At 75.5% G+C, this 22,400-nt stretch carries 19 protein-coding genes; 9 read left to right on the top strand and 10 right to left on the bottom strand.

Going from position 1 to position 22,400, the window contains the following annotated elements; all coding sequences use genetic code 11:
• Window position 1 precedes the first annotated feature (1 nt).
• On the top strand, window positions 2-505 hold the full coding sequence (locus ACQFYA_RS13730; protein WP_499125102.1) for a hypothetical protein: 504 nt from the start codon (window positions 2-4) through the stop codon (window positions 503-505).
• Entirely contained in the window at window positions 502-1,920 is a 1,419-nt protein-coding gene (locus tag ACQFYA_RS13725; RefSeq protein ID WP_499125100.1) for a dipeptidase, read from the top strand. The genes ACQFYA_RS13730 and ACQFYA_RS13725 overlap by 4 nt, the downstream gene beginning before the upstream one ends.
• On the opposite strand, the gene ACQFYA_RS13720 is transcribed toward ACQFYA_RS13725, so the two are convergent.
• Window positions 1,889-2,392: a hypothetical protein gene (locus ACQFYA_RS13720; protein ID WP_499125098.1), complete on the bottom strand. Its 504-nt coding sequence runs from the start codon at window positions 2,390-2,392 to the stop codon at window positions 1,889-1,891. The genes ACQFYA_RS13725 and ACQFYA_RS13720 overlap by 32 nt on opposite strands.
• Window positions 2,393-2,496: 104 nt before the next feature.
• On the opposite strand from ACQFYA_RS13720, the gene ACQFYA_RS13715 reads away from it, so the two are divergent.
• Window positions 2,497-4,155, top strand: coding sequence for a phytoene desaturase family protein (locus ACQFYA_RS13715; protein WP_499125095.1), 1,659 nt, complete (start codon window positions 2,497-2,499; stop codon window positions 4,153-4,155).
• Here the strand turns inward: ACQFYA_RS13715 and ACQFYA_RS13710 are convergent.
• From ACQFYA_RS13710 to ACQFYA_RS13685, 6 genes are read right to left on the bottom strand one after another with little or no spacing between them, the layout of a single operon-like run.
• Window positions 4,152-4,970, bottom strand: coding sequence for an ABC transporter permease (locus tag ACQFYA_RS13710; RefSeq protein WP_499125093.1), 819 nt, complete (start codon window positions 4,968-4,970; stop codon window positions 4,152-4,154). The two genes, ACQFYA_RS13715 and ACQFYA_RS13710, sit on opposite strands and share 4 nt — an antisense overlap.
• The gene (locus tag ACQFYA_RS13705; RefSeq protein WP_499125090.1) at window positions 4,967-5,890 is read right to left on the bottom strand and encodes an ABC transporter ATP-binding protein; all 924 of its coding nucleotides are present in this window, start codon (window positions 5,888-5,890) and stop codon (window positions 4,967-4,969) included. The genes ACQFYA_RS13710 and ACQFYA_RS13705 overlap by 4 nt, the downstream gene beginning before the upstream one ends.
• 9 nt (window positions 5,891-5,899) lie before the next feature.
• Window positions 5,900-7,720: a thiol reductant ABC exporter subunit CydC gene (gene cydC / locus ACQFYA_RS13700; protein ID WP_499125087.1), complete on the bottom strand. Its 1,821-nt coding sequence runs from the start codon at window positions 7,718-7,720 to the stop codon at window positions 5,900-5,902.
• Window positions 7,717-9,483: a thiol reductant ABC exporter subunit CydD gene (gene cydD / locus ACQFYA_RS13695; RefSeq protein ID WP_499125084.1), complete on the bottom strand. Its 1,767-nt coding sequence runs from the start codon at window positions 9,481-9,483 to the stop codon at window positions 7,717-7,719. The genes cydC and cydD overlap by 4 nt, the downstream gene beginning before the upstream one ends.
• Window positions 9,484-9,517: 34 nt before the next feature.
• Window positions 9,518-10,567 (bottom strand): cytochrome d ubiquinol oxidase subunit II, encoded by a 1,050-nt coding sequence (cydB, locus tag ACQFYA_RS13690; protein WP_499125081.1) that lies wholly within the window; start codon window positions 10,565-10,567, stop codon window positions 9,518-9,520.
• Window positions 10,568-10,597: 30 nt separating this feature from the next.
• Window positions 10,598-12,097, bottom strand: a complete 1,500-nt coding sequence (locus ACQFYA_RS13685) for a cytochrome ubiquinol oxidase subunit I (RefSeq protein ID WP_499125078.1) — start codon at window positions 12,095-12,097, stop codon at window positions 10,598-10,600.
• A 445-nt stretch (window positions 12,098-12,542) separates the two neighbouring features.
• On the opposite strand from ACQFYA_RS13685, the gene ACQFYA_RS13680 reads away from it, so the two are divergent.
• Window positions 12,543-16,124 carry an Rne/Rng family ribonuclease gene (locus ACQFYA_RS13680; protein ID WP_499125075.1) on the top strand — a complete coding sequence of 1,194 codons (3,582 nt, stop codon included), beginning with the start codon at window positions 12,543-12,545 and terminating at the stop codon, window positions 16,122-16,124.
• A 117-nt stretch (window positions 16,125-16,241) separates the two neighbouring features.
• Entirely contained in the window at window positions 16,242-16,829 is a 588-nt protein-coding gene (locus ACQFYA_RS13675) for a thymidine kinase (protein WP_499125073.1), read from the top strand.
• 59 nt (window positions 16,830-16,888) lie between these two features.
• Here ACQFYA_RS13675 and ACQFYA_RS13670 read toward each other — a convergent pair whose 3' ends face one another.
• The 3 genes from ACQFYA_RS13670 to ACQFYA_RS13660 all read right to left on the bottom strand — a co-directional run bounded on the left by ACQFYA_RS13670 (window position 16,889) and on the right by ACQFYA_RS13660 (window position 19,582).
• The gene (locus ACQFYA_RS13670; RefSeq protein ID WP_499125070.1) at window positions 16,889-17,983 is read right to left on the bottom strand and encodes a fatty acid desaturase family protein; all 1,095 of its coding nucleotides are present in this window, start codon (window positions 17,981-17,983) and stop codon (window positions 16,889-16,891) included.
• Window positions 17,984-18,060: 77 nt separating this feature from the next.
• Window positions 18,061-18,933 (bottom strand): inositol monophosphatase family protein, encoded by an 873-nt coding sequence (locus tag ACQFYA_RS13665; RefSeq protein WP_499125067.1) that lies wholly within the window; start codon window positions 18,931-18,933, stop codon window positions 18,061-18,063.
• 31 nt (window positions 18,934-18,964) lie between these two features.
• Window positions 18,965-19,582, bottom strand: a complete 618-nt coding sequence (locus ACQFYA_RS13660; RefSeq protein ID WP_499125064.1) for a protein-L-isoaspartate O-methyltransferase family protein — start codon at window positions 19,580-19,582, stop codon at window positions 18,965-18,967.
• 114 nt (window positions 19,583-19,696) lie between these two features.
• Between ACQFYA_RS13660 and ACQFYA_RS13655 the strand changes: the two genes are divergently transcribed.
• The 4 genes from ACQFYA_RS13655 (at window position 19,697) to obgE (ending at window position 22,390) form a co-directional block, all read left to right on the top strand.
• Window positions 19,697-19,906, top strand: a complete 210-nt coding sequence (locus tag ACQFYA_RS13655; protein ID WP_499125062.1) for a dodecin family protein — start codon at window positions 19,697-19,699, stop codon at window positions 19,904-19,906.
• Between the two features lie 220 nt (window positions 19,907-20,126).
• The gene (rplU, locus tag ACQFYA_RS13650) at window positions 20,127-20,435 is read left to right on the top strand and encodes a 50S ribosomal protein L21 (RefSeq protein WP_430545896.1); all 309 of its coding nucleotides are present in this window, start codon (window positions 20,127-20,129) and stop codon (window positions 20,433-20,435) included.
• A gap of 83 nt (window positions 20,436-20,518) precedes the next feature.
• Window positions 20,519-20,776: a 50S ribosomal protein L27 gene (gene rpmA / locus ACQFYA_RS13645; protein ID WP_499125059.1), complete on the top strand. Its 258-nt coding sequence runs from the start codon at window positions 20,519-20,521 to the stop codon at window positions 20,774-20,776.
• 93 nt (window positions 20,777-20,869) lie between these two features.
• The gene (gene obgE, locus ACQFYA_RS13640) at window positions 20,870-22,390 is read left to right on the top strand and encodes a GTPase ObgE (protein WP_499125057.1); all 1,521 of its coding nucleotides are present in this window, start codon (window positions 20,870-20,872) and stop codon (window positions 22,388-22,390) included.
• Window positions 22,391-22,400: the final 10 nt, after the last annotated feature.

The following is a 22,400-nucleotide window of genomic DNA, read 5'->3' as shown; positions in this document are numbered from 1 at the left end:
GATGGCCACGACGACGCCCTCGCACGAGCCCGAGCGCGCGCGCGGCGGCCCGCGCCGCTGGATCACGTACACGGCCGCCGCCGTGCTGCTGCTCCTGCTCGGCGCGATCATGATGATCCAGTTCGCGGGCCACCAGGACCGGCAGGACGAGCGCGAGGCGGAGCAGAAGGCGGCGACCCTGCACGCCGCGTTCGCCGACGTCGGCATCACGGCCTTCACCGAGGAGACCATCGCCCGCGTGCTCGGGTCCGACGGCGGCGGGTTCTGCACCGACCCGGCCGCGCTCGTGGACGCCACCGCGGACCTCGGGTCGGCCAACGGCGCCGCGGGGCCCGGGATCCGGCCCTCCGTGCTCGACGAGCGGCGCCTCGAGGGCGACCGCCTGGTGATCGAGACGTACTGTCCCGACCAGCTCGACGAGTTCGACGCGTACGTCGACTCCCTCCACCTGGACGACACGACGACCCAGCCCGGGTCGCAGCCCGCGACCGAGGAGGCCTCGTGACCACCGCCCCCGACACCGTGCCCGACGCCGTGCCCGACGCCGAGGCCGTGCGCGCCGCCGTCGCGCCGCTGCTGCCGCGCGCGCTGGACGACCTGCGCGCCCTCGTCGCCATCCCGTCGGTCGCGGACGAGCGCCTGTACCCCCGCACCGAGTGCGAGCGCGCCGCGCAGTGGGTGGTCGACGCCTTCCGTGCCGAGGGCATCGACGACGCCCGCCGCGAGCGCACGCCCGACGGGTCGGACGTCGTGGTCGGGTACCGGCCGGGTCCGCCCGGTGCGCCGACCGTGCTGCTTTACGCCCACTACGACGTGCAGCCGCCCCTGGACGACGCCGCGTGGACCACGCCGCCGTTCGAGCTCACCGAGCGGGGCGGCCGGCTCTACGGCCGCGGCGCCGCGGACTGCAAGGGGAACGTCGTCACGCACCTCACCGCGCTGCGCGCGCTGCGGTCGCTCGGGGGCGACGACCTGCCGGTCGGGGTGCGGGTGGTGGTCGAGGGCTCCGAGGAGCAGGGCACGGGCGGGCTGGACCGCTGGGTGGAGCAGAACCCCGGGGCGCTCGCCGCCGACGCCATGCTGGTCCAGGACACCGGCAACGCCCGGCTCGGTCTGCCCACGCTCACCGTGTCCCTGCGCGGCGCGACCACCGTCGTCCTGCACGTCGAGGCGCTCGAGGGGGAGATCCACTCCGGCATGTTCGGCGGCGCCGCCCCCGACGCCCTCGCGGCGCTGGTCGCGATCCTGGCCTCGCTGCGCGACGCCGAGGGGAACACCACGATCGACGGCGTCGACGCGTCGGGCACCTGGCCGGGCGTGCCGTACGACGCCGAGGCGTTCCGCGCCGACGCGGGTGTGCTCCCCGGGACGAGGCTGCTCGGCGACGGCGCCGTGGCCGACATGCTCTGGGCCAGGCCCGTGGTGACGATCCTCGGCATCGACGCGCCGTCGGTCGTGGGCTCGGCCGCGGCGATCCAGCCGCGCGCGGCGGCCCGCCTCAACCTGCGGGTGCCGCCCGGCGCCGACGCGCAGGACCTGCAGGACAGGCTCGTCGCCCACCTCGAGGCGCACGCGCCGTGGGGCGTGCGCGTGACCGTCCAGCGGGACGCGGTGGGGCAGCCGTTCGCCGCGCGCACCGAGGGGCATGTGTTCGACACCCTGTCGGCGGCGCTCGCGGACGCCTACGGCGAGGCGACCGTCACCGCCGGGCAGGGCGGGTCCATCCCGCTGTGCACCGTGCTCGCGGGCCAGTACCCGGACGCCGAGATCGTGCTGCTCGGCGTCGAGGAGCCCGCCTGCCTCATCCACGCGCCGAACGAGAGCGTGCACCCGAGCGAGATCGAGAACCTCGCCGTCGGGGAGGCGCTGTTCCTCGCCCGGCTCGGGGTCAGCCCGCCGTCGGGTCCGTCCTCCGCCTGAGCGGCACCTGCCGGAACCAGCCGTCGGCGGACGGGAGGAACATCGCGACCGTCGCGGCGACGACGGCCGCCACGTGCACCAGGCGCACCGCGGCGAACGCCGGCGCCAGCTCGCCACCGGAGCCCACGGCGTCGAGGAACGCGTCCCCCTGTGTCAGGGCGACGACGGCGGGGACGACCATCGCCGCCAGCCCCACCCCTGACAGGAGGACGGCGAGGGCGACCCGGGCGAGGCGTCGCCGCCGTGCGAGGGCGACCACCAGGAGCGCCGCGACGGCGTACACGACGGCGCGGACGGCGACGTTCGCCCACAGTCCCGCGTCCATCTCGCCCGCCGCCGTCAGCGGGACGACGACCAGGAGCGTCTCGGCGACGCCCGACCCGACGGCGACCGCCCACAGGACGGTCGAGAGCCGGACCGTGGTCGGCGGCCGTCGGGCGGGAGGGGCCGTGGGAGCCTTGAGCGTCTGCATGCCGGCGACGCTACGCACGCGTGCCGCGCGCTCCGAGGGTGCTGTCCTCCGCGCCCGGTAGGGCTGGCCCGACCATCGCGTGACGGGTGCGGCACGATGTGCCCATGACGACGACGTCCCCGCCCTGGTCCCGACCACGGCTCGCCCCGCGCTACGACGCCGTCGTCGTGGGCGGCGGGCACAACGGGCTCACGGCCGCCGCGTACCTGGCGGGGGCGGGGCGCAGCGTGCTGGTCCTGGAGCGGCTCGACCACGTGGGCGGGGCGGCCGTCTCGGCACGCGTCTTCCCCGGCGTGGACGCGCGGCTGTCGCGGTACTCCTACCTCGTGTCGCTGCTGCCGCGCCGGATCGTGGAGGAGTTGGCGCTGCCGATCACGCTGCGGCGGCGCCGGTACTCGTCCTACACGCCGGTGGGCGACACCGGCCTGCTCGTCGACACGGGGGACGGCGACGCGACCCGGGCGTCGTTCGCGGCGGTCGGCGCGGCCGCCGACCACGACGCCTGGGAGCGCTGGTACGCCGCGACCGGACGGCTCGCGCGGCGCCTGTTCCCGACGCTGACCGAGCCCTTGCCGTCCCGCGCCGAGGCCCGCGCGCTGGTCGACGACGACGAGACGTGGCGCGACGTCGTCGAGCGGCCCCTGGGCGAGGCGCTCCGCGCGCGGTTCGCCTCCGACGTCGTGCGCGGCGTCGTCGCCACGGACGGGCTGATCGGCACGTTCGCGGCCCTCGACGACCCGGCGCTGGCCCCGAACCGCTGCTTCCTCTACCACGTGATCGGCGGCGGCACGGGGGACTGGGACGTGCCGGTGGGCGGCATGGGCGCCGTCTCCGGTGCGCTGCGGGACGCGGCGCTCGCGGCCGGGGCCACGGTCGTGACGCGGGCGGAGGTGACCGCCGTCGACCCGGGCCCCGGCGGCGACGCCCAGGTCGCCTGGACCGACGACGAGGGCCGCTCCCGCACGGTGGGGGCAGGCGCGGTGCTGTGCGGCGCGGCGCCGGCCACGCTCGACCGTCTGCTCGCCGCGACCGGGGCGGCGCCGTCGGGCCGGGCCACGGCCGCACCGCCCGAGGGCGCCCAGCTCAAGGTCAACATGCTGCTGAGCCGCCTGCCGCGGCTGCGCGACGGCGTCGACCCGGTCGCCGCGTTCAGCGGCACGTTCCACGTCCACGAGTCGTTCGACCAGCTCCAGGCGGCGCACGCCGAGGCCGCGGCCGGGCGGGTCCCGACGCTCCCGCCGTGCGAGATCTACTGCCACTCGCTGACCGACCCGAGCATCCTCGGGCCGGACCTGCGCGCGTCCGGCGCCCAGACGCTCACCCTGTTCGGCCTGCACATGCCCGGGCGGCTGTTCCGCGCGGACGATCCGGCCGCGCACGACGCCGCGCGGGAGCGGGCGCTCGCGGCCACCCTCGCGTCCCTCGACTCCGTGCTGGCGGAGCCGGTCGAGGACGTGCTGCTGCGCGGCCCCGACGGGCGCCCGTGCCTCGAGGCCCGCACCCCCGCGGACCTGGAGGGCGACGTGGGGCTGCCCGGCGGGCACATCTTCCACCGCGACCTGTCGTGGCCGTGGGCCGCCGACGCCGACGCCGACGCCGACGAGGCGGGCCTCGACCGCCCCGGGTCGTGGGGCGTCGAGACCGTGCACCCGCGGGTGCTGGTGGCCGGCGCGGGCGCGCGGCGCGGCGGGGGAGTGAGCGGAGTCCCCGGCCGCGCCGCGGCGATGGCGGCGCTCGGCCGGACGAGCGCCGGCCCGCGCTAGCGGATCTCCGCCCGCAGCAGCCGGCGCATGCCGACGGCGAGCGGCACCCCGATCCACACGAGGCTCGCCGTCCCGAGCTGGGCCCACTGCTCGCCGGTGACCGCCGGCGCGCCGAGCACGCTCATCGCCAGGCTCAGGTCGAGCCACGTGCCGTGCTCGGCCCACCACGGGGCGAAGCCGGCGACCATGCCGGACAGGGACGGCAGGATCAGGACGAACCCGAGGTAGGCCACCAGGGCCGGCGCGGACGCCCGGATCAGCACGGCGAAGGCGAAGCCCACGGCCAGGGCCACGACGTTGAGGAGCGCGGCACGCGACGCCTGCTCGAGCGTCAGGTCCCAGGCGGGGTCGATCCCGCGGAACGCGGAGGCGGCGAACGTCCCCAGGGCCGCGGCGGCGAGCTGCAGGACGCTGGCCGCCAGCGCCACCGCGACGGTCGCGACGCCCTTCGCGAGGACGACCCGGCCGCGCCGGGGCACCAGCGCGAAGGTCGTCAGGGCGCTGCGCTGGTTCCACTCGCTCGTGACGGCGAGGACGGCCACCATCGGCAGCACGAGCTGCATCGTGAACCCGATCATGGACGTGAACGAGGCGAGACCGACCTCCTCGTCGCGCCCCCACAGCGCCGCGGCACCGACCACGGCCGCGGCGATGAGCGCGATGGAGACCAGCAGCCACGCCCCGGCACGGGTGTCGAGCATCTTGCGCACCTCGACGTCGACGAGGCGGGTCAGCGGTACCGGGGCGGGCGGGCGGCGCCTCGCCGCGGCCGGGACGGGGCGCCCGGAGGCGGTCCCGGTGTCGACGGCGGTCATGCGGCGGCTCCGTTCGTGGTGGTGGCCTGGGCGGGGTCGCGCTGGTCGGCGGCCGTGAGCTCGAGGAACATCTCCTCCAGGCCGGCGCCGTCGGCGGTCCGCAGCTCCGTCACGACGAGCCCGGCCCCGAAGGCCACCCGCCCCGCGGCCGCGAGGTCGGCATCGGTCGCGACGGCGCCGTCGCCGGTGGGCGTGACCTGGAACCCTGCCGCGGCGAGCGCCGAGCCGAGCGCCGCGGCGTCGTCGGACCGCACGAGGGTGCCGACGCCCGCGAGCAGCTCGCGGGTGGGCCCGGAGGCGACGATGCGGCCCCGGCCGATCATGACGATGTCGTCGGCGATCATCTCGATCTCGGCGAGCAGGTGGCTGGAGAGCAGCACCGTGCCGCCGCCGTCGGCGAAGCCGCGCAGGAGGTCGCGCATCCAGCGGATGCCGGCCGGGTCGAGCCCGTTCGCGGGCTCGTCGAGCACGAGCACCTGGGGGTCGCCCAGGAGGGCGGTGGCGATCCCGAGCCGCTGGCGCATCCCGAGGGAGTAGTCGCGGACCCGGCGCCTGCCCTCGGCACCGGTGAGGCCCACGAGGTCGAGCATCGCCTCCACCCGGGCGGCGGGCAGCCCCATCGTGCGCCGGGCGAGGTCGAGGGTCTCGCGGCCCGTCCGGCCGCCGTGCTGCGCCGACGCGTCCAGCAGCACGCCGACCTCGAGCCCCGGGTTCGGCAGGTCGCCGTACCGGTGGCCGAGCACGGTCGCGCTGCCCGACGTCGCCTCGGCGAGGCCCACCAGGATCCGCAGCGTCGTGGACTTGCCGGCACCGTTGGGCCCCAGGAAGCCCGTGACCCGGCCGGGGGCTGCGGTGAACGAGGCGTCGTCGACGGCCACGAAGCCGCCGTACCGCTTGGTGAGGGAATCGATGGTGATCACGCTCGGACGCTATCGGCGCCGCCGGGCCGGGGCGTCATCCCCGGGGCGGACCACGGCGGGGCGGGGGCAGCCGACGGGTGGACCCGCGAGGGCGTGCTCCTGGGCGGCCGCCCACGCGTATCCCGGCTCGTCGCGGAGCAGGGCCGCGTGCGGCCCCCGGGCGACCACCCTCGCCGGCTCGTCGCCGGTCGCGCCGAGCAGGAGCACCTCGTCGGCGGCGGCGAGCGGCGTGAGGCGGTGCGAGGCGACGACGACGGCCCGGCCGGTCCGCCGGGCGTGGTCGGCGAGCGTCGCGACCAGGGTGTCCGCCGTGACGGCGTCGAGGTGCTCGGCGGGCTCGTCGACGAGCAGCGCGCGCGCCGGGGAGAGCAGGGCGCGGGCGACCAGCAGCCGGCGACGTTCGCCGCCGGAGACGTCCGCGCCGTCGGGGCCGAGCATCGCGTCCAGCCCGTCGGGCAGCCCGTCGAGCCAGGCGTCGAGGCCGACGGCGGCCAGGGCGCCGCGGGCGTCGTCCTCCGTCACGTCGGGGCGGGCGACGCGGAGGTTCTCCAGGACGGTCGTGCCGAACAGGTGGCCGTCCTCCGCGACGAACAGCGCGTCGCCGGCGTCGGCCCGCACCTCGCCGGCACGCGGGGGGAGCAGCCCCGCCGCCGTGAGCAGCAGCGTCGTCTTGCCCACGCCGGACGGGCCGGCCACCGCGACGACGGCGCCTGGCCGCAGGGCGAGGTCCACGCCCGCCACGACCGTGCGGTCCGCCCAGCCGACGGCGACCCCGTCGAGCTCCGGCAGGCCACCGGCGGCGGGGCGGCGGGACGCCGGCGCGTCGTGCGGCGCGGCGGCGGGCGCGCCCCCGGGCAGGTCGTCCGGGAGCAGGGCGACGAGCCGGCGGGCGGCCTCCCGCGACCGGCGCAGCTGGACGGCGGCGGCCGGCAGCGTCGACGTGGCCTCGAAGACGGCGAGCGGCGTGAGCACGACGACCGCCAGCTCGACCGGCGCGAGCGTGCCCGCCGCGACGGCGGGGATCCCGAGCAGCAAGGAGCACAGCACGGCGAGGGTCTGCGCGCCGGCGTCGATCGCGGCGGACGTGCCCGAGATGCGGGCCCCGTCGTCGGTGGAGCGCGTCAGCCGGGCGTCGGCGCCGCGGAGCCGGGCGAGCCGGTCGTCGAGCCGGCCCGCGACGCGCAGCTGCTGCCCGTCCTCGAGCAGCTCCAGGGCGCGCGACGTCACCTCCGCGCGGGCGGCGGCGCCCTGCCGCTCGACGGACGCCGCGGCGCGCGACGCCAGCCACGGCGCCAGCACGCCGGTGAGCAGCAGGCAGCCGAGCAGCGTCAGCCCTGCGGCGGGCAGGAACGCCCCCACCAGCACCACGGAGCCCAGGCCGACGCACGCGGCCACCCCGGCGGGGATCAGCGCGCGCACGACGACGTCGCCCACCGCGTCGACGTCCGCGCCGACCCGGGCGAGCAGGTCGCCCCGGCGCAGCGCGATCACGCGGGTGACGGGGCCGCGGGCCAGCGCGTCGTAGAGGTTCGCGCGCAGGGCCGCCATGCCGCGCAGCGCCACGTCGTGGGACGCGAGCCGCTCCAGGTAGCGCAGGACGCCGCGGCCGGTGCCGAACGCCCGCACGGCCACCACGGCCACCGACAGCTGCAGCACCGGCGGCATCTGCGAGGCGCGCGCGATGAGCCAGGCCGCGGTGGCGGCCAGCCCGACCGAGAACCCGAGCGCGAGCGTGCCCAGCGCGACGGCCCGCGCCACGCGGGTCCAGCGCACCTCGAGCATCGGCAGCACCCGGCGCAGCGGGTCCGTGGGCCTCCCGGCGGACCTCATGACGCCACCGCCTCGGAGGCGTCGACCGTGCGCGACGCGACGTCCACCACCTGGTCGGCCAGCGCCAGCAGCGACGCGCGGTGCGCGACGACGACCACGGTGCGTCCCGCGTCGCGCCACGCGCGCACGGTGTCGAGCACCACCTGCTCGCCGTGGGCGTCCAGGTGCGCCGTGGGCTCGTCGAGCAGCACGAGCGGGGGAGCGGCGCCGTCCGACCCCGCGCCGTCGAGCAGCGCCGCCGTCAGCGCGACCCGCTGCCGCTGCCCGACGCTCAGCCCGGTCCCGCCGAGCCCCACGGGGGTGTCCCAGCCCTGCGGCAGCCCGGCGACGACGGCGTCCAGCCCGGTGGTCCGTGCGGCGGCGGCGAGGGCGTCGTCGGCGACGGCGCGACCGTCCGTCACGACCTCGCGCACCGGGCCTGGCGCAAGCGTCGGGCGCTGCGGCACCCACGTGAGCTGCGGCCACCAGGTCGCCGGGTCGACGTCCGCCAGGTCGACCGCGCCCAGGTCGACCGCGTCCAGATCCGCGGCGCCCCCGGCCGCCGGCTCGACGAGCACGCGCCCCTCGTCGGGCCGCAGCAGGCCCAGCAGCACCAACGCCGTCGTCGTCTTGCCCGCGCCGCTCGGTCCGCGCAGGGCGACCACGCGGCCCCCGCCGGGACGGCCGGTGCCGAGCGGGACGCGCGCGGTGAGCCCCGCGGGCGCGGCGACGCCCCGGTCCCCGGCGCGCACGCCCACGCCCTCCAGCACGAGGGTGGCTCCCGCGAGCGCGGGAGCGGCGGCCGTGCCCGCCACCGGCAGCGGCTGCTCGAGGACGGCGAAGGCGCGCTCGGCGGCGGCCAGGCCGTCGGTCGACGCGTGGAACTCCGCGCCGACGCGGCGCAGCGGCAGGTACACCTCCGGCGCGAGCACGAGGACGGCGATGGCGGGGACCAGCGCGATCATCCCCTCGACCAGCCGCAGGCCCACGCCCACCGCGACGATCGCGACGGACAGCGTGGTGAGCAGCTCGAGCACCATCCCCGACAGGAACGCGATCCGCAGCGTGCCCATCGTCGCCCGCCGTGAGGCGTCGCCGAGCGCCCGGACCCGCGCCCCGGGCCCGATCTCCCGCCCGAACGCCCGCAGGGTGGGCAGCCCCGCCAGCAGGTCGAGCACCTGGGCCCCGAGGCGCTCGATGGTGCGCAGCCGGCGCTCGGAGGCGCCGGCCGTCATGACGCCGACCAGCCACATGAACAGGGGCACCAGCGGCAGCGTCACCACGCAGATCACGGCGGAGACCCAGTCCAGCCCGAGCACGACGAGCACCAGCACCGGGGTGAGGATCGCCGTGAGCAGCAGTTGCGGCAGGTACCGCACCAGGTAAGGGGCCAGGTCGTCCAGGCCGCGGGTGGCGAGCGTGGCGGTGGCCGCGGTGCCGGAGCCGCCGCGGGGGCCGAGCGCGACGGTGTGCGCCACGACCTGCTCGCGCAGCTCGGCGACGACGTCGGCCGCGGCCTTCTGCGCGTACCGCTCCTGCGCCCACGCGACGGCCGCCCGCGCCACCAGGGCGGCGACGAGGACGCCGAGCCACGGCGCGACGTCCGCCACGGCGAGCGGCGTCCCCGCGCTGCCGGCCGTGACGGCCGGCCCGAGCGCGTGCGCGATCGCGAACGCCTGCACGACGATCGTCCCGGCGGCGACGACGCCGAGGGCGGCGGTCAGGGCGACGTACCAGCGGGCGGCGCGGGCGCGCTGCAGCAGGCGGGGGTCGAGGGGTCTCACGGGAGCAGGCCAGGCGTCGGCACGGGGGCGGGCGTCAGAACGCCGCGTCCTTGATCTTCTGCCACGACAGCCCGGCCGGGGCGGGGATGTCCTTGCTGGACAGGCGCCGGCGGAACACCCAGTACGTCCACGCCTGGTAGGCGATGACGAGGGGCGTCAGCACGACGGCGACCCACGACATGACGGTGAGCGTGTACGACGTCGACGCGGCGTCGGCCACGCTGAGCGACACGCCGCCGTCGACGGCGGGGATGACGTCGGGGTACATCGAGCCGAAGATCAGCACGACGGCGCTCGCGATGGCGACGGCCGACAGCGTGAACGCGACCCCCTCGCGGCGCGCCCGCGCCGCGACGACGACGCCGATCAGCGCGAGGGCGGCGACCGCGACGGGCACCCAGGTCCACGCCACGGAGTAGGCGACCTGCGCCCAGATCGCCCAGCCGCCCGCCACGACGAGCGCGACGACGGACAGCACGGCCGCGAGCCGGCCCGCGCGCTCGCGCACCTCGCCGTCGGTCTTGAGCGCCACGAAGACGCTGCCGTGCAGCAGGAACAGGACGAGGGTGGTGAGCCCGCCCGCGATCGCGAACGGGTTGAGCAGCGCCCAGAAGCCGCCCACGTACTGGAAGCCGTCGTCGAGCAGCAGCCCGCGCACGAGGTTGCCGAACGCCACGCCCCACATGATCGCGGGGATCCACGACCCGAACTGGATGGCGAGGTCGCAGCGCCGCGCCCAGCGGGCGTCGGCGATCTTGCCGCGGTACTCGAAGGCGACGCCGCGGGCGACGAGCCCGAGCAGGATGATCAGCAGCGGGACGTAGAAGCCCGAGAACATGGTGGCGTACCACTCGGGGAACGCCGCGAAGGTGGCGCCGCCGGCGGTGAGCAGCCACACCTCGTTGCCGTCCCACACCGGGCCGATCGTGTTCACGAGCACGCGGCGCTCGGTCTCGCGCTGCTCCTTGCCGCCGCGCGGCAGGATCGACAGCAGCATGCCGACGCCGAAGTCGAAGCCTTCGAGCACGAGGTAGCCGGTCCACAGGACGGCGATGATGACGAACCAGAGGATCGCGAGGTCCACGGCAGTAGCTCCAGTCTCGGTTCTCGGCGCTCAGTACGCGAAGGACAGCGGGCGGTCGGCGTCGTCGGGGCTCTGCGCCTCGGGCGACTCGTCGCGGACCGAGTCGGGCACGCCCTCGATCGTGTACCGGTGCATGAGGCGGTACCAGATCACCGCGAGCAGCGCGTAGACCAGCGTGAGGACGATCAGCGACCCGAGGATCACCCCGGGTGGCACGGCGGTGGACACGCCCCGCTCGGTGAGCAGGCGCACCTCGTCGATGCCGGACGGGTTGGGCGCCACGACCCAGGGCTGTCGCCCGACCTCGGTGAAGATCCACCCGAACGAGCAGGCGATGAAGGGCATGGGCAGGGCCAGGATGCCCAGCCGCCCGAGCCAGGCGTTGTCGCTCACCCTGCCCTTGCGCGTCATCCAGAGCGCCAGCAGGGCGAGCGCCGCGGAGAAGGCCGCGAACCCGATCATGAGGCGGAACGACCAGTACGCGACGGCGAGCGGCGGGGTGTAGGTGACGGGCTCGCCGGCTTCGGTGGTGTCCCCGTAGCGGGCGGTGTAGTCCTCCTGGACGTCGTACACGCCGGGCAGGTACGACTCGGGCCCGGTGAAGTGGCCGGTGCCGAGGTAGCTCGCCACGTACGGGATGGTCAGGATGTGCTGCACCCCTTCGCAGCCCTCGTTGAGGTTGCCGATCGACAGGATGGAGAAGGACGCGGCCTCCTCGCCCTCGCACAGGGCCTCCGCGGACGCCATCTTCCCCGGCTGCTGCTGGAACATGAGCTTGCCCTGGGTGTCCCCGGACCAGATCACCCCGGCACCGGCGACGATCATCACCCAGGCCCCGAGGACCACGGCGGGGCGGTAGACGTTCCGTGCCTTCTCCACGTTCTCGGTCTTCTTCGACCGGGCGAGCCGGACCATCCACCACGCGGCGATGCCGCAGACGAAGGTGCCGGCGGTGAGGAACGCCGCGGTGATGGTGTGCGGGAACGCCGCCCACAGGGTGCTGTTCGTCAGCACCGCGCCGATCGACTCCATCTCGGCGCGCCCGGTCTCGGGGTTGTAGATCGTGCCGACCGGGTGCTGCATCCACGAGTTGGCCGCGAGGATGAAGAACGCCGAGAGGTTCGTGGCGAGCGCGAAGAGCCAGATGGACGCGAGGTGCACCTTCTTCGACACGCGGTCCCAGCCGAAGATCCACAGGCCGAGGAACACGGACTCCACGAAGAAGGCGGCCAGCGCCTCCATGGCGAGGGGGGCGCCGAAGACGTCGCCCACGAACCGGGAGTACTCGCTCCAGGCCATGCCGAACTGGAACTCCTGCCAGATGCCGGTGACCACGCCGAGCGCGAAGTTGATGAGCAGGAGCTTGCCGAAGAACTTGGTCAGCCGGAGCCAGCGCTCCTTCTTGGTGACGACCCACGCCGTCTGCATCCCGGCGACCAGAGGCGCGAGGCCGATGGTCAGCGGCACGAAGATGAAGTGGTAGACGGTGGTGATGGCGAACTGCCAGCGGGCCAGTGCGAGGGCGTCCACGGGTTCTCCTGTACTCGTCCGGGTCGTGATTCGACGGTAGGGCCACCTGCTCGGAGGCGCACGACCAGCGGGATCGTCGCCACGGGTCCACGTTCGTGAAGACTTTCACGATCTTGGTCGTGAAGGTCTTCACAAGTCAAGCCGGGATCCGTCACGACGCGACGTGCGGGGGTCGGTCACGCGGCGGTGCGCACAGGATGCGATACTGGTCCGAAGCCGTCCGGGCCCACATCCCGGGGAGGCCCACGAGCTCGCAGCACTCGCGATCCGCACGCGATGCCGCCGCCAGGCACGAAGGTCGGGCGGCCGGCGTCCGCGAAGAGCGCGGTGCCGCGGCCGGAACCGAGACTTCCGTCGGCCGGTGCGCTGAGCAGCGCCCCACCGACGACGACCACCGGTGGCCCGCACGTGTGGGGGCGGGGCCGCCGGAGCTGGAGCGCCTTCCGTGACGTCCGACACCCCGACCGACGCAGCAGCCCGCGAGCAGGCCGAGTCCTCGACCCCCGCACCGGCGCGCAAGCCCGCCCGCCGTCGCGCGACCCGCGCCGCCGCCGCCCCCACGGGGCCGGCCGCCGAGAAGCCCGTCGAGAAGTGCACCACCAAGCCCGCCGAGAAGACCTCCGCGAGGGCCACGAAGCCCGCCGCCGAGCCGGCTGCCGCCCCCGTGGAGCCCTCGCCGGAGGCCGCGTCGTCCGACGCCGCGTCCTCCCTCGCCGGCCTCGTCCTGCCGGAGCGCGCGGCCGCTCGCGACGAGGCTCCCGCGGGGACCTCCTCCCTCGCCGACATCGTGCTGCCCGAGGGCCCTGCCGGTCGCGCGGCCGACGACGCCGCGCAGAAGCCCGCGCGCACCCGCCGCCGCGCTACCCGCTCCGCCGGGGTGCAGCCCGCCGCCGAGGCTCCGGAGCCCGTCGCACCGGAGCCCGTCGCCGAGGCCGAGGCGGCGCCCGCCACCAAGGGTCGCGGGCGCGCCGCGTCCGGCACCCGCGCCCGTCGCACGGCCGCGCCCGTGGCCGAGCAGCCCGACGCCGCGCCCGTGGCCGCCGAGGGCGGCGCGGAGCAGGAGGCCGCCGAGGCTCCCGAGAAGGCCGAGCCCGCCCCCGCGAAGAAGGCGCCGAGGAAGGCCGCCGCGCGGAAGAAGGCCGGATCCACGACCAAGGCCGCCGCCGCCGAGGACCAGGTCCCGGCGGACGCCGCCGCGCCGACCGCAGAGCAGTCGGCGCCCCGCTCGCCCGCCGCCCGGGGCGGCGGGTCCGTGACCCCGCGCCTCGCGACGACGGCCGTGCTGTTCCAGGCGCCGGACATGTCGGCGCGCCGCTCGCGCCGCGCCCAGGCCCCGGCCGGCCCGCCCCGCCCGCACGAGGCGCCGACCATGTCGACGATGTCGACGATGGCGAAGGCCGAGGAGCCGGCGACCGCGAGGGACCAGGCCGACCAGGCCGCCAAGGCCGCCAAGGACCAGGCCACCACGGCCGAGGTCGTGAAGGACGAGCCCGCGACGCGCCCCGCGAAGTCGTCGCGCTCCCGGCGCTCGACGCGCGCGTCGAAGGCCGAGGCGCCCGAGAAGGCCGAGACGTCCGACGCGGTCGTCGCGACGGAGGCGACCCCGGAGCCCACGACCGAGGTCACGACCGACACCACGTCGCCCGCAACGTCGCCCGCCACGGAGGCCGCGCCGTCCGCCGCCGAGCTGTCCGAGGACGAGGCCGCCGCGGTCGAGGAGGTCGGGGTCATCGAGTCCGAGCTCGTCGCCGAGGGCGTCGAGCTCGTCGACCTGGGCCCGGAGGACCTCAGCGACGAGGACGGCGAGGAGGACGAGATCCGTCCCCGCCGCCGTCGTCGTCGGGGCGGCCGCGGCCGTCGCGGCGGCCGCCGTCCCGAGGGTGACGCCGAGGACGACGACGCCTCCGACGAGGGCGACACCGAGGACGGCGAGCGCACCGAGGACGCCGACCGTGACGAGCGGTCCGAGGGCCGCTCCGCCGACCGTGGCGACGACCAGGCCGACGACCGTGGCGACGACCAGGGCGAGGACGACGAGGAGGGTGGCGAGTCCGCCTCCGGCCGCCGTCGCCGCCGGCGCCGGCGCGGCACCCGCGCGGAGCGGGCGGAGGCCGCCGTGTCACGCACGCGCGACCGCGACGAGGTGACCGCCCTCAAGGGCTCCACGCGCCTCGAGGCGAAGCGCCAGCGCCGTCGGGAGGGTCGCGACGCCGGCCGCCGCCGGCAGATCATCACCGAGGCGGAGTTCCTCGCACGGCGGGAGTCGGTCACCCGGTCGATGGTCGTGCGGGAGCGCGACGGCCGCACGCAGATCGCCGTGCTCGAGGACGGCGTGCTCGTGGAGCACTATGTCTCGCAGCAGTCGCAGGCGTCGATGGTGGGCAACGTCTACCTCGGCCGCGTGCAGAACGTGCTGCCCAGCATGGAGGCCGCGTTCGTCGACGTCGGCAAGGGCCGCAACGCCGTCCTGTACGCCGGTGAGGTGAACTGGGACGCCGCGGGTCTCGAGGGCGGCCAGCCGCGCCGCATCGAGGAGGCCCTCAAGTCGGGCGACTCGGTGCTGGTGCAGGTCACCAAGGACCCGATCGGGCACAAGGGCGCGCGCCTGACCTCGCAGGTCACGCTCGCAGGCCGGTACCTGGTCTTCGTGCCCGGTGGCGGGATGACCGGCATCAGCCGCAAGCTCCCCGACACCGAGCGCAGCCGCCTCAAGAAGATCCTGCGCGACGTCGTGCCCGACGGTGCGGGCGTCATCGTGCGCACCGCCGCGGAGGGCGCGAGCGAGGCCGAGCTGCGCGCCGACGTCGAACGCCTCGAGGCGCAGTGGGCCTCGATCCAGAAGAAGTCCGCCTCGGCGAGCGCCCCGGCGCTGCTGCAGGGGGAGCCGGACCTCGCGATCCGCGTGGTGCGCGACATCTTCAACGACGACTTCTCGTCCCTGCAGATCCAGGGCGACGCGGCGTGGGGCGAGATCTCGGAGTACGTCGACGCGCTCGCCCCCGACCTGCGCGAGCGTGTGACGAAGTGGACCGAGAACACCGACGTGTTCGCCGTGCACCGCGTGGACGAGCAGCTCGCCAAGGGCATGGACCGCAAGGTCTGGCTGCCCTCGGGCGGGTCGCTGGTCATCGACCGCACCGAGGCGATGACGGTCGTCGACGTCAACACCGGCAAGTTCACCGGTGCGGGCGGCACCCTCGAGGAGACCGTCACGCGGAACAACCTCGAGGCGGCCGAGGAGATCGTGCGCCAGCTGCGGCTGCGCGACATCGGCGGCATCGTCGTCATCGACTTCATCGACATGGTGCTCGAGTCGAACCGCGACCTGGTGCTGCGCCGCCTCGTCGAGTGCCTGGGCCGCGACCGCACCAAGCACCAGGTGGCGGAGGTGACGTCGCTCGGCCTCGTGCAGATGACCCGCAAGCGCGTGGGCCAGGGCCTGGTCGAGGCGTTCTCCGAGACCTGCGAGCACTGCAAGGGCCGCGGGTTCATCGTGCACAGCGAGCCGATCGAGAAGGGCTCGGGCTCGGACCACCAGCACCACGACGGGGACCAGGCCGAGGGCTCGAAGCGCTCGCGCCGCAAGCGCGGCGGCAAGCAGTCCGAGCCCGCGGCGCCGGCGCCCGCGGCCGAGGTGCCGACCCTCCCGGAGGACCGGTCCGAGGCGCGGGAGGCCGTCAAGGCCACGCTCGCCACGATCGCCGCGGCGGCCGCCCACGCGCACGAGCACGAGCACGAGCACGACGGGAAGGACGGCGGGCCCGAGGCCGACGCACCCGTCACGCCCGAGGCGCCCGTCGCACCGACCGCGCCCGTCGCGCCCGAGACGCTCATCGAGCTGCCCGAGCGCACGCCGGAGCCCGCGCCGACCCCGGAGCCGACCCCGACCCCGGAGCCGGAGCCCGCCGCCGCGGAGAAGCCCGTGCGCAAGGCGCCCCGACGGGCGCGCAAAGGAGCCGGAGCCCCGTCGGCTCCTCGACAGGATGCTGGGCAGGCTGCGGAACCGGGAGTGACCGGCACCGAGTGACGGCACCGAGTGACCGGCGCCGCGTGACCGCGTGAGCACCGTGTGAGACACGAGAGGCGCGTCCGACCGGAAGGTCGGGCGCGCGTCTTGTCCGTCCCGGGTGCTTGACTGGCAGCCATGGACGACCGGAGCGGTGGGCGGCTCGAGGTGATCGCCGGCCCGATGTTCGCCGGCAAGACGGAGGAGCTGGTGCGCCGCGTGCACCGTGCGCAGGTCGCGCGCCGCGGCGTCGTCGTGGTCGCGCACGAGCTGGACACGCGCAGCGGGCCGGGCCGGGTCGCGTCGCACTCCGGGCTGGCGGTGCCGTCGAGCGGCGCGGGGACGGCCGCCGAGATCCCGGCGCTCGTCACCGGGGGCACCGAGCTCGTGGCGGTCGACGAGGCGCAGTTCTTCGGCCCGGCGCTGGTCGACGTCGCGACGGGGCTGGCGGACGCCGGGCTCGTCGTCGTGGTCGCCGGGCTCTCGGTCACCTTCGACGGGCGCCCGTTCGTGCCGCTGCCCGAGCTCATGGCCGTGGCGGAGTCGGTCACCAAGCTCACCGCCGTGTGCGCGGTCTGCGGGCGGGACGGCGCCTTCCACGTGCGGCTCCGGGCCGCCCCCGCCGGGGGAGGCGCCGGCTCGGACGACGCCCTGACGCCGACCTCCGGGCACGTCGGCGGCGCGGAGTCGTACGAGGCGCGCTGCCGCGAGCACCGCGCGCCCTGAGGGCGGACGGCGCCCGGCCGTGCCGGGTCGGTGCCGGGTCAGTGCCGGTCGACGCCGGCTCAGTAGCCGCGGAGGCTCTTGCGCATCGGGCAGTCGAACGGGTCTCGCGCCGAGAGGCCGACCTCGTTGAGGTAGCGCACGACGATCGCGTACGACCGGACCAGGCTCGTCTCGGTGTACGGCATCCCGAGCGCGGCGCAGTGCTCGCGCACCATGAGTCGGGCGCGGGCCAGGTGCGGCCGCGGCATGCTCGGGAACAGGTGGTGCTCGATCTGGTGGTTGAGCCCGCCCATGAGCGCGTTCATCCATGCCCCGCCGCGGATGTTGCGTGAGGTCAGGACCTGCTTGGACAGGAAGTCGAGGCGGCTGCCCTCGGGGATCATGGCCATGCCCTTGTGGTTCGGCGCGAACGAGGCCCCCATGTAGACGCCGAACACGGCGAGCTGCACGCCCAGGAACGCGAACGCCATCCCGAGGGGGAGCGCCCAGAACACCACGCCCACGTACAGCGCGAGGCGGGTGGCGATCGTGGCGAGCTCGCGCATGCGGGCGGCGCGGTCGTCCCGCGAGCCCTTCAGCAGCGACCGGAACGCCGTCACGTGCAGGTTGAGCCCCTCGAGCGTGAGCAGCGGGAAGAACAGCCAGCCCTGGTAGCGGGTCAGCAGCGCGAGCAGGCCGCGGTGCTCCTTGGCGCCGGCCTCGGTGAACACGATGACGTCGTTCGCGACGTCCGGGTCCTTGCCCACGTGGTTGGGGTTCGCGTGGTGCCGCGTGTGCTTCGTCATCCACCACGAGTAGCTGATGCCGACGACGGCGTTCGCGAGGATCCGTCCGGCCCGGTCGTTCGCGGGGCCGGACGCGAAGATCTGGCGGTGTGCGGCCTCGTGGGCAAGGAATGCGAGCTGGGTGAAGATCACGCCCAGCGCCCCCGCGACGATCAGCTGGAACCACGAGTCGCCGAGGAGCACGAAGGCGGCGCCGGCACCGGCGAGCGCGAGCGCGAGGACCGCACCCGTCGTCAGGTAATAGCCGTAGGCCCGTCGCAGGAGCCCCGCCTCGCGCACGGTGCGGGACAGCGCGCTGTAGGAGCTGGTGTGCGGTGCCGCGGCAAGCCGGGCGGCGGAGGGGGCGTCGACGACGGTGGCTGTGGTCATGCAGGCCTCGCAGGGGTCGAGGTCGACTTCCCAGCCGAGGTGGTGAGCGGTCGCTCGGTCGTGCGGATGTCTCGAGCCTACGGGGCCGTAGGTTGCGGGCAAGGGGGATGTCCCCCGAGTGCGCGGACCCGGTCGAGGATCACCCGGGACGTGGCCGCGTCGGCCGCGGCGACGATCCCGCGGCCTCCGTGCACCGGCCCGCCGTCGAGGTCGGTGACGACGCAGCCGGCCGCCTCGCAGAGCGCGACGCCGGGCAGGAAGTGGACGCTGCCGGCGACGTCGGCCTCGGTCACGTAGGCGGCCTGGCGACCGGCGGCCACCCACGCGAGCGCCAGCGTCGACGAGGCCACCCGCACCCCGAGGCTCGCGCGGAGGGTCCCGTCGGCCACGAGCGCGGGAGCCACGTCGCCGTTGTCGACGTCCACGTTGACGAGCCGGGTGACGGGGCTGGGGGACAGGGCTTCGTCGTGTCGCCCCGCCCCCGGGGCGCACAGGCCGGTGCGCCCGCCGTCGGCCCAGTACACCTCGCCGGTGAGCGGGTCGGCGACGGCCGCGGCGACGACGCGCTCGTCGCCCCCGGTGTGCTCGGCGAGCGCGACGTTCACCCCGAACGGCGGCACGCCGGCTGCGAAGTTGAGCGTGCCGCACAGGGGGTCGACGTACCAGCGACGGTCGGCGTCCCCGCCGGACGCCCCGAGCTCCTCGCCGACCACCGCGTCGCCCGGCCGGGCCGCGGCGAGGACGGCGCGGACCGCGCGCTCGGCGGCGACGTCGGTGTCGGTGGCGAAGTCCAGCGCGGACTTGGCGTGCCGGGTGACCGGGCGCCGGTAGGCGGCCGCGACCTCGGCCGCGCCGGCGAGCGCGGCGGACACCGCGACCGCGACGTCGGGCGACTCGCGGAGCTGAGCGGCGACGGCGTCGTCGGGAACCGGTGCCGGAGGCTGTGTCACGACCGCATCCTGGCACGCGCCACGACGACCCTCAGTCCTCGACGAGCGGCACGAACGAGTACGTGCCGTGCTCGCTGACCCGCGCCGCTCCGTCGTCGGCACGCTCGACGAGCGTCATGACGTGCCGCACCGGGATCACGAGGCGGCCGCCGGGCGCGACCTGGTCGACGAGCTCGTCGGGCAGCCGCTCGGCGGCCGCCGACACCAGCACGCGGTCCCACCCGCCCCGCCGTGGCGCACCGAGCGCACCCGGGACGGCGCGGGCGACGCGTGCCCACGGCATGCCCGCGCGCCGCACGTTGGCCGCCCCCCACGCGGCGAGGTCGGCGTGCCGCTCGAGGCCGAGCACCTCGCCCTCCGGCCCGACGAGGCGGGCGAGCAGCGCGGTCGTCCAGCCGGAGCCGGAGCCGACGTCGAGCACGTGGGCGCCCACCGGCACCCGCAGCAGCCGGAGCATCGCCGCGACGGTCGACGGCTGCGAGCAGGTCTGTCCGTGCCCGATGTCGATCGGGTGGTCCGCCTCCGCCCAGCGCGCGCCGGCGCGGGGGAGGAACCCGCGCCGGTCGACGTCGCGCAGCGCGGCGGCCACCGCGTCGGCGACGCCGCCGGCGCCCGTCGGCAGGTCGACGGGCCCTGTCCGTCCGGCCATCTCCCCATCGTCGCCCCTCCTGGCGGGCGACACCGGGCGAGCGACACCGGGCGGGGCGACGATCGAGGAAGCGGCCGGCGAGCGTCGCCGGCACGGAGACTCCCGGAGGACGACATGGCAGGCACGGTCGCGCGCGTCACGGAGATCACCGCCCGCTCGGACACGAGCTTCGAGGACGCCATCCGCGTCGGCCTCGAGCGCGCCGGCCGGACGGTCCGCAACATCACCGGCGCCTGGGTCAAGGAGCAGAAGGTCGAGGTGTCCGACGGCTCGATCGTCGCCTGGCAGGTGGACATGCAGGTGACGTTCGTCCTCGAGGGCTGAGCCCTCGGGGGGGCGGTGGCCGACGTCACGCCGACCGCTGCCGGGGAGGTTTGAACCCTTCGCCGTCGTCGCGTAGTCTTGGACGTCGGCGCGCCCTCGGTGTGCCAGTCCCGTGTGCCCACGACGCACCGCACTCGACCGCCGCGGCGGGCCGAGTTGCAGACCAAGTCGGTGACGAACGTCGTGCGGCATGCCCAGACCAGGAGAGATGAGCAACAACGTGGTGTATGCGATCGTCAAGGCCGGTGGCCGTCAGGAGAAGGTGTCCGTCGGGGACATCGTCGTCATGGACCGAGTGAAGGCCCAGGCCGGCGACACGGTGGAGCTGCCCGCCCTGCTCCTGGTGGACGGGGAGAAGGTGACCACCGACGCCGCGAAGCTGGCGAAGGTCACGGTCACCGCGGAGGTCGTGCGGGACGAGAAGGGTCCGAAGATCACGATCCTCAAGTACAAGAACAAGACCGGCTACCGCAAGCGCCAGGGTCACCGCCAGTCGCTGACCCGCCTCAAGGTCACCGGCATCAAGTGACTCCCGCCGGGCCGAGCGCGACACCCCGCAGCGCGGCCCGCGGCACTGATCCCCTCGTTCTTCGCAGAAAGCAGGTCTGACAGATGGCACACAAGAAGGGCGCGAGCTCCTCGCGCAACGGTCGTGACTCGAACGCGCAGCGCCTCGGCGTCAAGCGCTACGGCGGCCAGGTCGTCAAGGCCGGCGAGATCATCGTCCGCCAGCGCGGCACGCACTTCCACCCCGGCGACAACGTCGGCCGTGGCGGCGACGACACGCTGTTCGCGCTGACCGCCGGCTCGGTGGCCTTCGCGACGCGTCGTGGCCGCAAGGTCATCGACATCGTCGCGGCCGAGGTCTGAGCCGCAACACCTTCCTCGACTCCCACCCGAGTCGACGACGAGGGGCGCACCGTCGCGGTGCGCCCCTCGTCGCTTGCCTGAGAGGATCTGACCATGGCCAGCTTCGTCGATCGCGTGGTGCTGCACGCCGTGGGCGGTGACGGCGGCCACGGCGTGGCGTCGATCCGCCGCGAGAAGTTCAAGCCCCTCGCCGGCCCGGACGGCGGCAACGGGGGCGACGGCGGCAGCGTGACGCTGGTCGTCGACCCGCAGACGACGACGCTGCTGGAGTACCACCACTCGCCGCACCGCCGCGGCACCAACGGCACCCAGGGCATGGGCGACGACCGGGACGGCGCCAAGGGCGAGGACCTCGTGCTGCGCGTGCCCGACGGCACCGTCGTGAAGGACCGTGCGGGCGAGGTGCTGGCCGACCTCGTCGGGGCCGGCGCGGAGTTCGTCGTCGCCCAGGGCGGCCGCGGCGGGCTCGGCAACCGGGCGCTGGCGTCCCCGAAGCGCAAGGCCCCGGGCTTCGCGCTGCTCGGCGAGCCGGGCGAGGAGCGCGACGTCGTCCTCGAGCTGAAGACGATCGCCGACGTCGCCCTCGTGGGCTACCCGAGCGCCGGCAAGTCGTCGCTGGTCGCGGCCATCTCGGCCGCGCGCCCGAAGATCGCGGACTACCCGTTCACCACCCTGGTGCCGAACCTCGGCGTCGTGCAGGCGGGGGAGACCCGCTACACCGTGGCCGACGTGCCCGGGCTGATCCCCGGCGCGAGCGAGGGCAAGGGCCTCGGCCTCGAGTTCCTGCGGCACGTCGAGCGCACCGCGGTCCTGGTGCACGTGCTCGACTGCGCCACCCTCGAGCCCGGCCGCGACCCGATCAGCGACCTGGACGTCATCGAGGCCGAGCTGGCCGCGTACTCCGGGGACCTCGGGATCGCGGGCGGGCGCGTGCCCCTCACCGAGCGACCGCGCCTGGTCGTGCTCAACAAGATCGACGTGCCCGAGGCCCGCGAGCTCGCCGAGCTGGTGCGCCCCGACCTCGAGGCCCGCGGGCTGCGCGTCTTCGAGGTGTCGACCGCGAGCCACGAGGGCCTGCGCCCCCTGACGTTCGCGCTGGGCGACCTGGTCGAGCGCGCCCGCGCCGCCGCGCCCGCGCCGGAGCCCGCCCGGACCGTGCTGCGCCCCCGCGCGGTGGACGACCGCGGCGGGTTCACCGTCACGGCCAGGAAGGACCACGACGGCGTCTACTACGAGGTGCGCGGCTCCAAGCCCGAGCGCTGGGTGCGCCAGACGGACTTCAACAACGACGAGGCCGTCGGCTTCCTCGCGGACCGGCTCGCCAAGCTGGGCGTCGAGGACAAGCTCCTCAAGGCCGGCGCGGTCGCGGGCGACGAGGTGCGCATCGGCGACCCGACCAATGCCGTCGTGTTCGACTGGGAGCCCACGCTCATGACCGGCCCCGAGCTGCTGGGCGTGCGAGGCACCGACCTGCGTCTCGACGAGAGCGCGCGGCCCACCCGCGCGGAGCGTCGCCGGGAGTTCACGGACCGCATGGACGCCAAGACCGAGGCGCGCCGCGAGCTGTGGACGGAGCGGGAGTCGGGTCACTGGACGGACCCGGACGACGACTGACGCCGCTTCC

Source organism: Promicromonospora sp. Marseille-Q5078, assembly GCF_050315395.1.
In the GTDB taxonomy this organism is placed as follows: domain Bacteria; phylum Actinomycetota; class Actinomycetes; order Actinomycetales; family Cellulomonadaceae; genus Isoptericola.
The sequence above is the reverse complement of the archived record's forward strand: the minus strand, read 5'-3'. Positions and strand labels throughout refer to the sequence as shown.

Excerpts from the sequence above, each read along its gene's own strand:
- ACQFYA_RS13675 (WP_499125073.1), top strand. The coding sequence starts at position 16,242 with ATGGACGACCGGAGCGGTGGGCGGCTCGAGGTGATCGCCGGCCCGATG.
- rpmA (WP_499125059.1), top strand. The coding sequence starts at position 20,519 with ATGGCACACAAGAAGGGCGCGAGCTCCTCGCGCAACGGTCGTGACTCG.
- ACQFYA_RS13730 (WP_499125102.1), top strand. The coding sequence starts at position 2 with ATGGCCACGACGACGCCCTCGCACGAGCCCGAGCGCGCGCGCGGCGGC.
- ACQFYA_RS13655 (WP_499125062.1), top strand. The coding sequence starts at position 19,697 with ATGGCAGGCACGGTCGCGCGCGTCACGGAGATCACCGCCCGCTCGGAC.
- ACQFYA_RS13670 (WP_499125070.1), bottom strand. The coding sequence starts at position 17,983 with ATGACCACAGCCACCGTCGTCGACGCCCCCTCCGCCGCCCGGCTTGCC.
- obgE (WP_499125057.1), top strand. The coding sequence starts at position 20,870 with ATGGCCAGCTTCGTCGATCGCGTGGTGCTGCACGCCGTGGGCGGTGAC.
- ACQFYA_RS13660 (WP_499125064.1), bottom strand. The coding sequence starts at position 19,582 with ATGGCCGGACGGACAGGGCCCGTCGACCTGCCGACGGGCGCCGGCGGC.
- ACQFYA_RS13720 (WP_499125098.1), bottom strand. The coding sequence starts at position 2,392 with ATGCAGACGCTCAAGGCTCCCACGGCCCCTCCCGCCCGACGGCCGCCG.
- ACQFYA_RS13715 (WP_499125095.1), top strand. The coding sequence starts at position 2,497 with ATGACGACGACGTCCCCGCCCTGGTCCCGACCACGGCTCGCCCCGCGC.
- ACQFYA_RS13710 (WP_499125093.1), bottom strand. The coding sequence starts at position 4,970 with ATGACCGCCGTCGACACCGGGACCGCCTCCGGGCGCCCCGTCCCGGCC.
- cydC (WP_499125087.1), bottom strand. The coding sequence starts at position 7,720 with ATGAGGTCCGCCGGGAGGCCCACGGACCCGCTGCGCCGGGTGCTGCCG.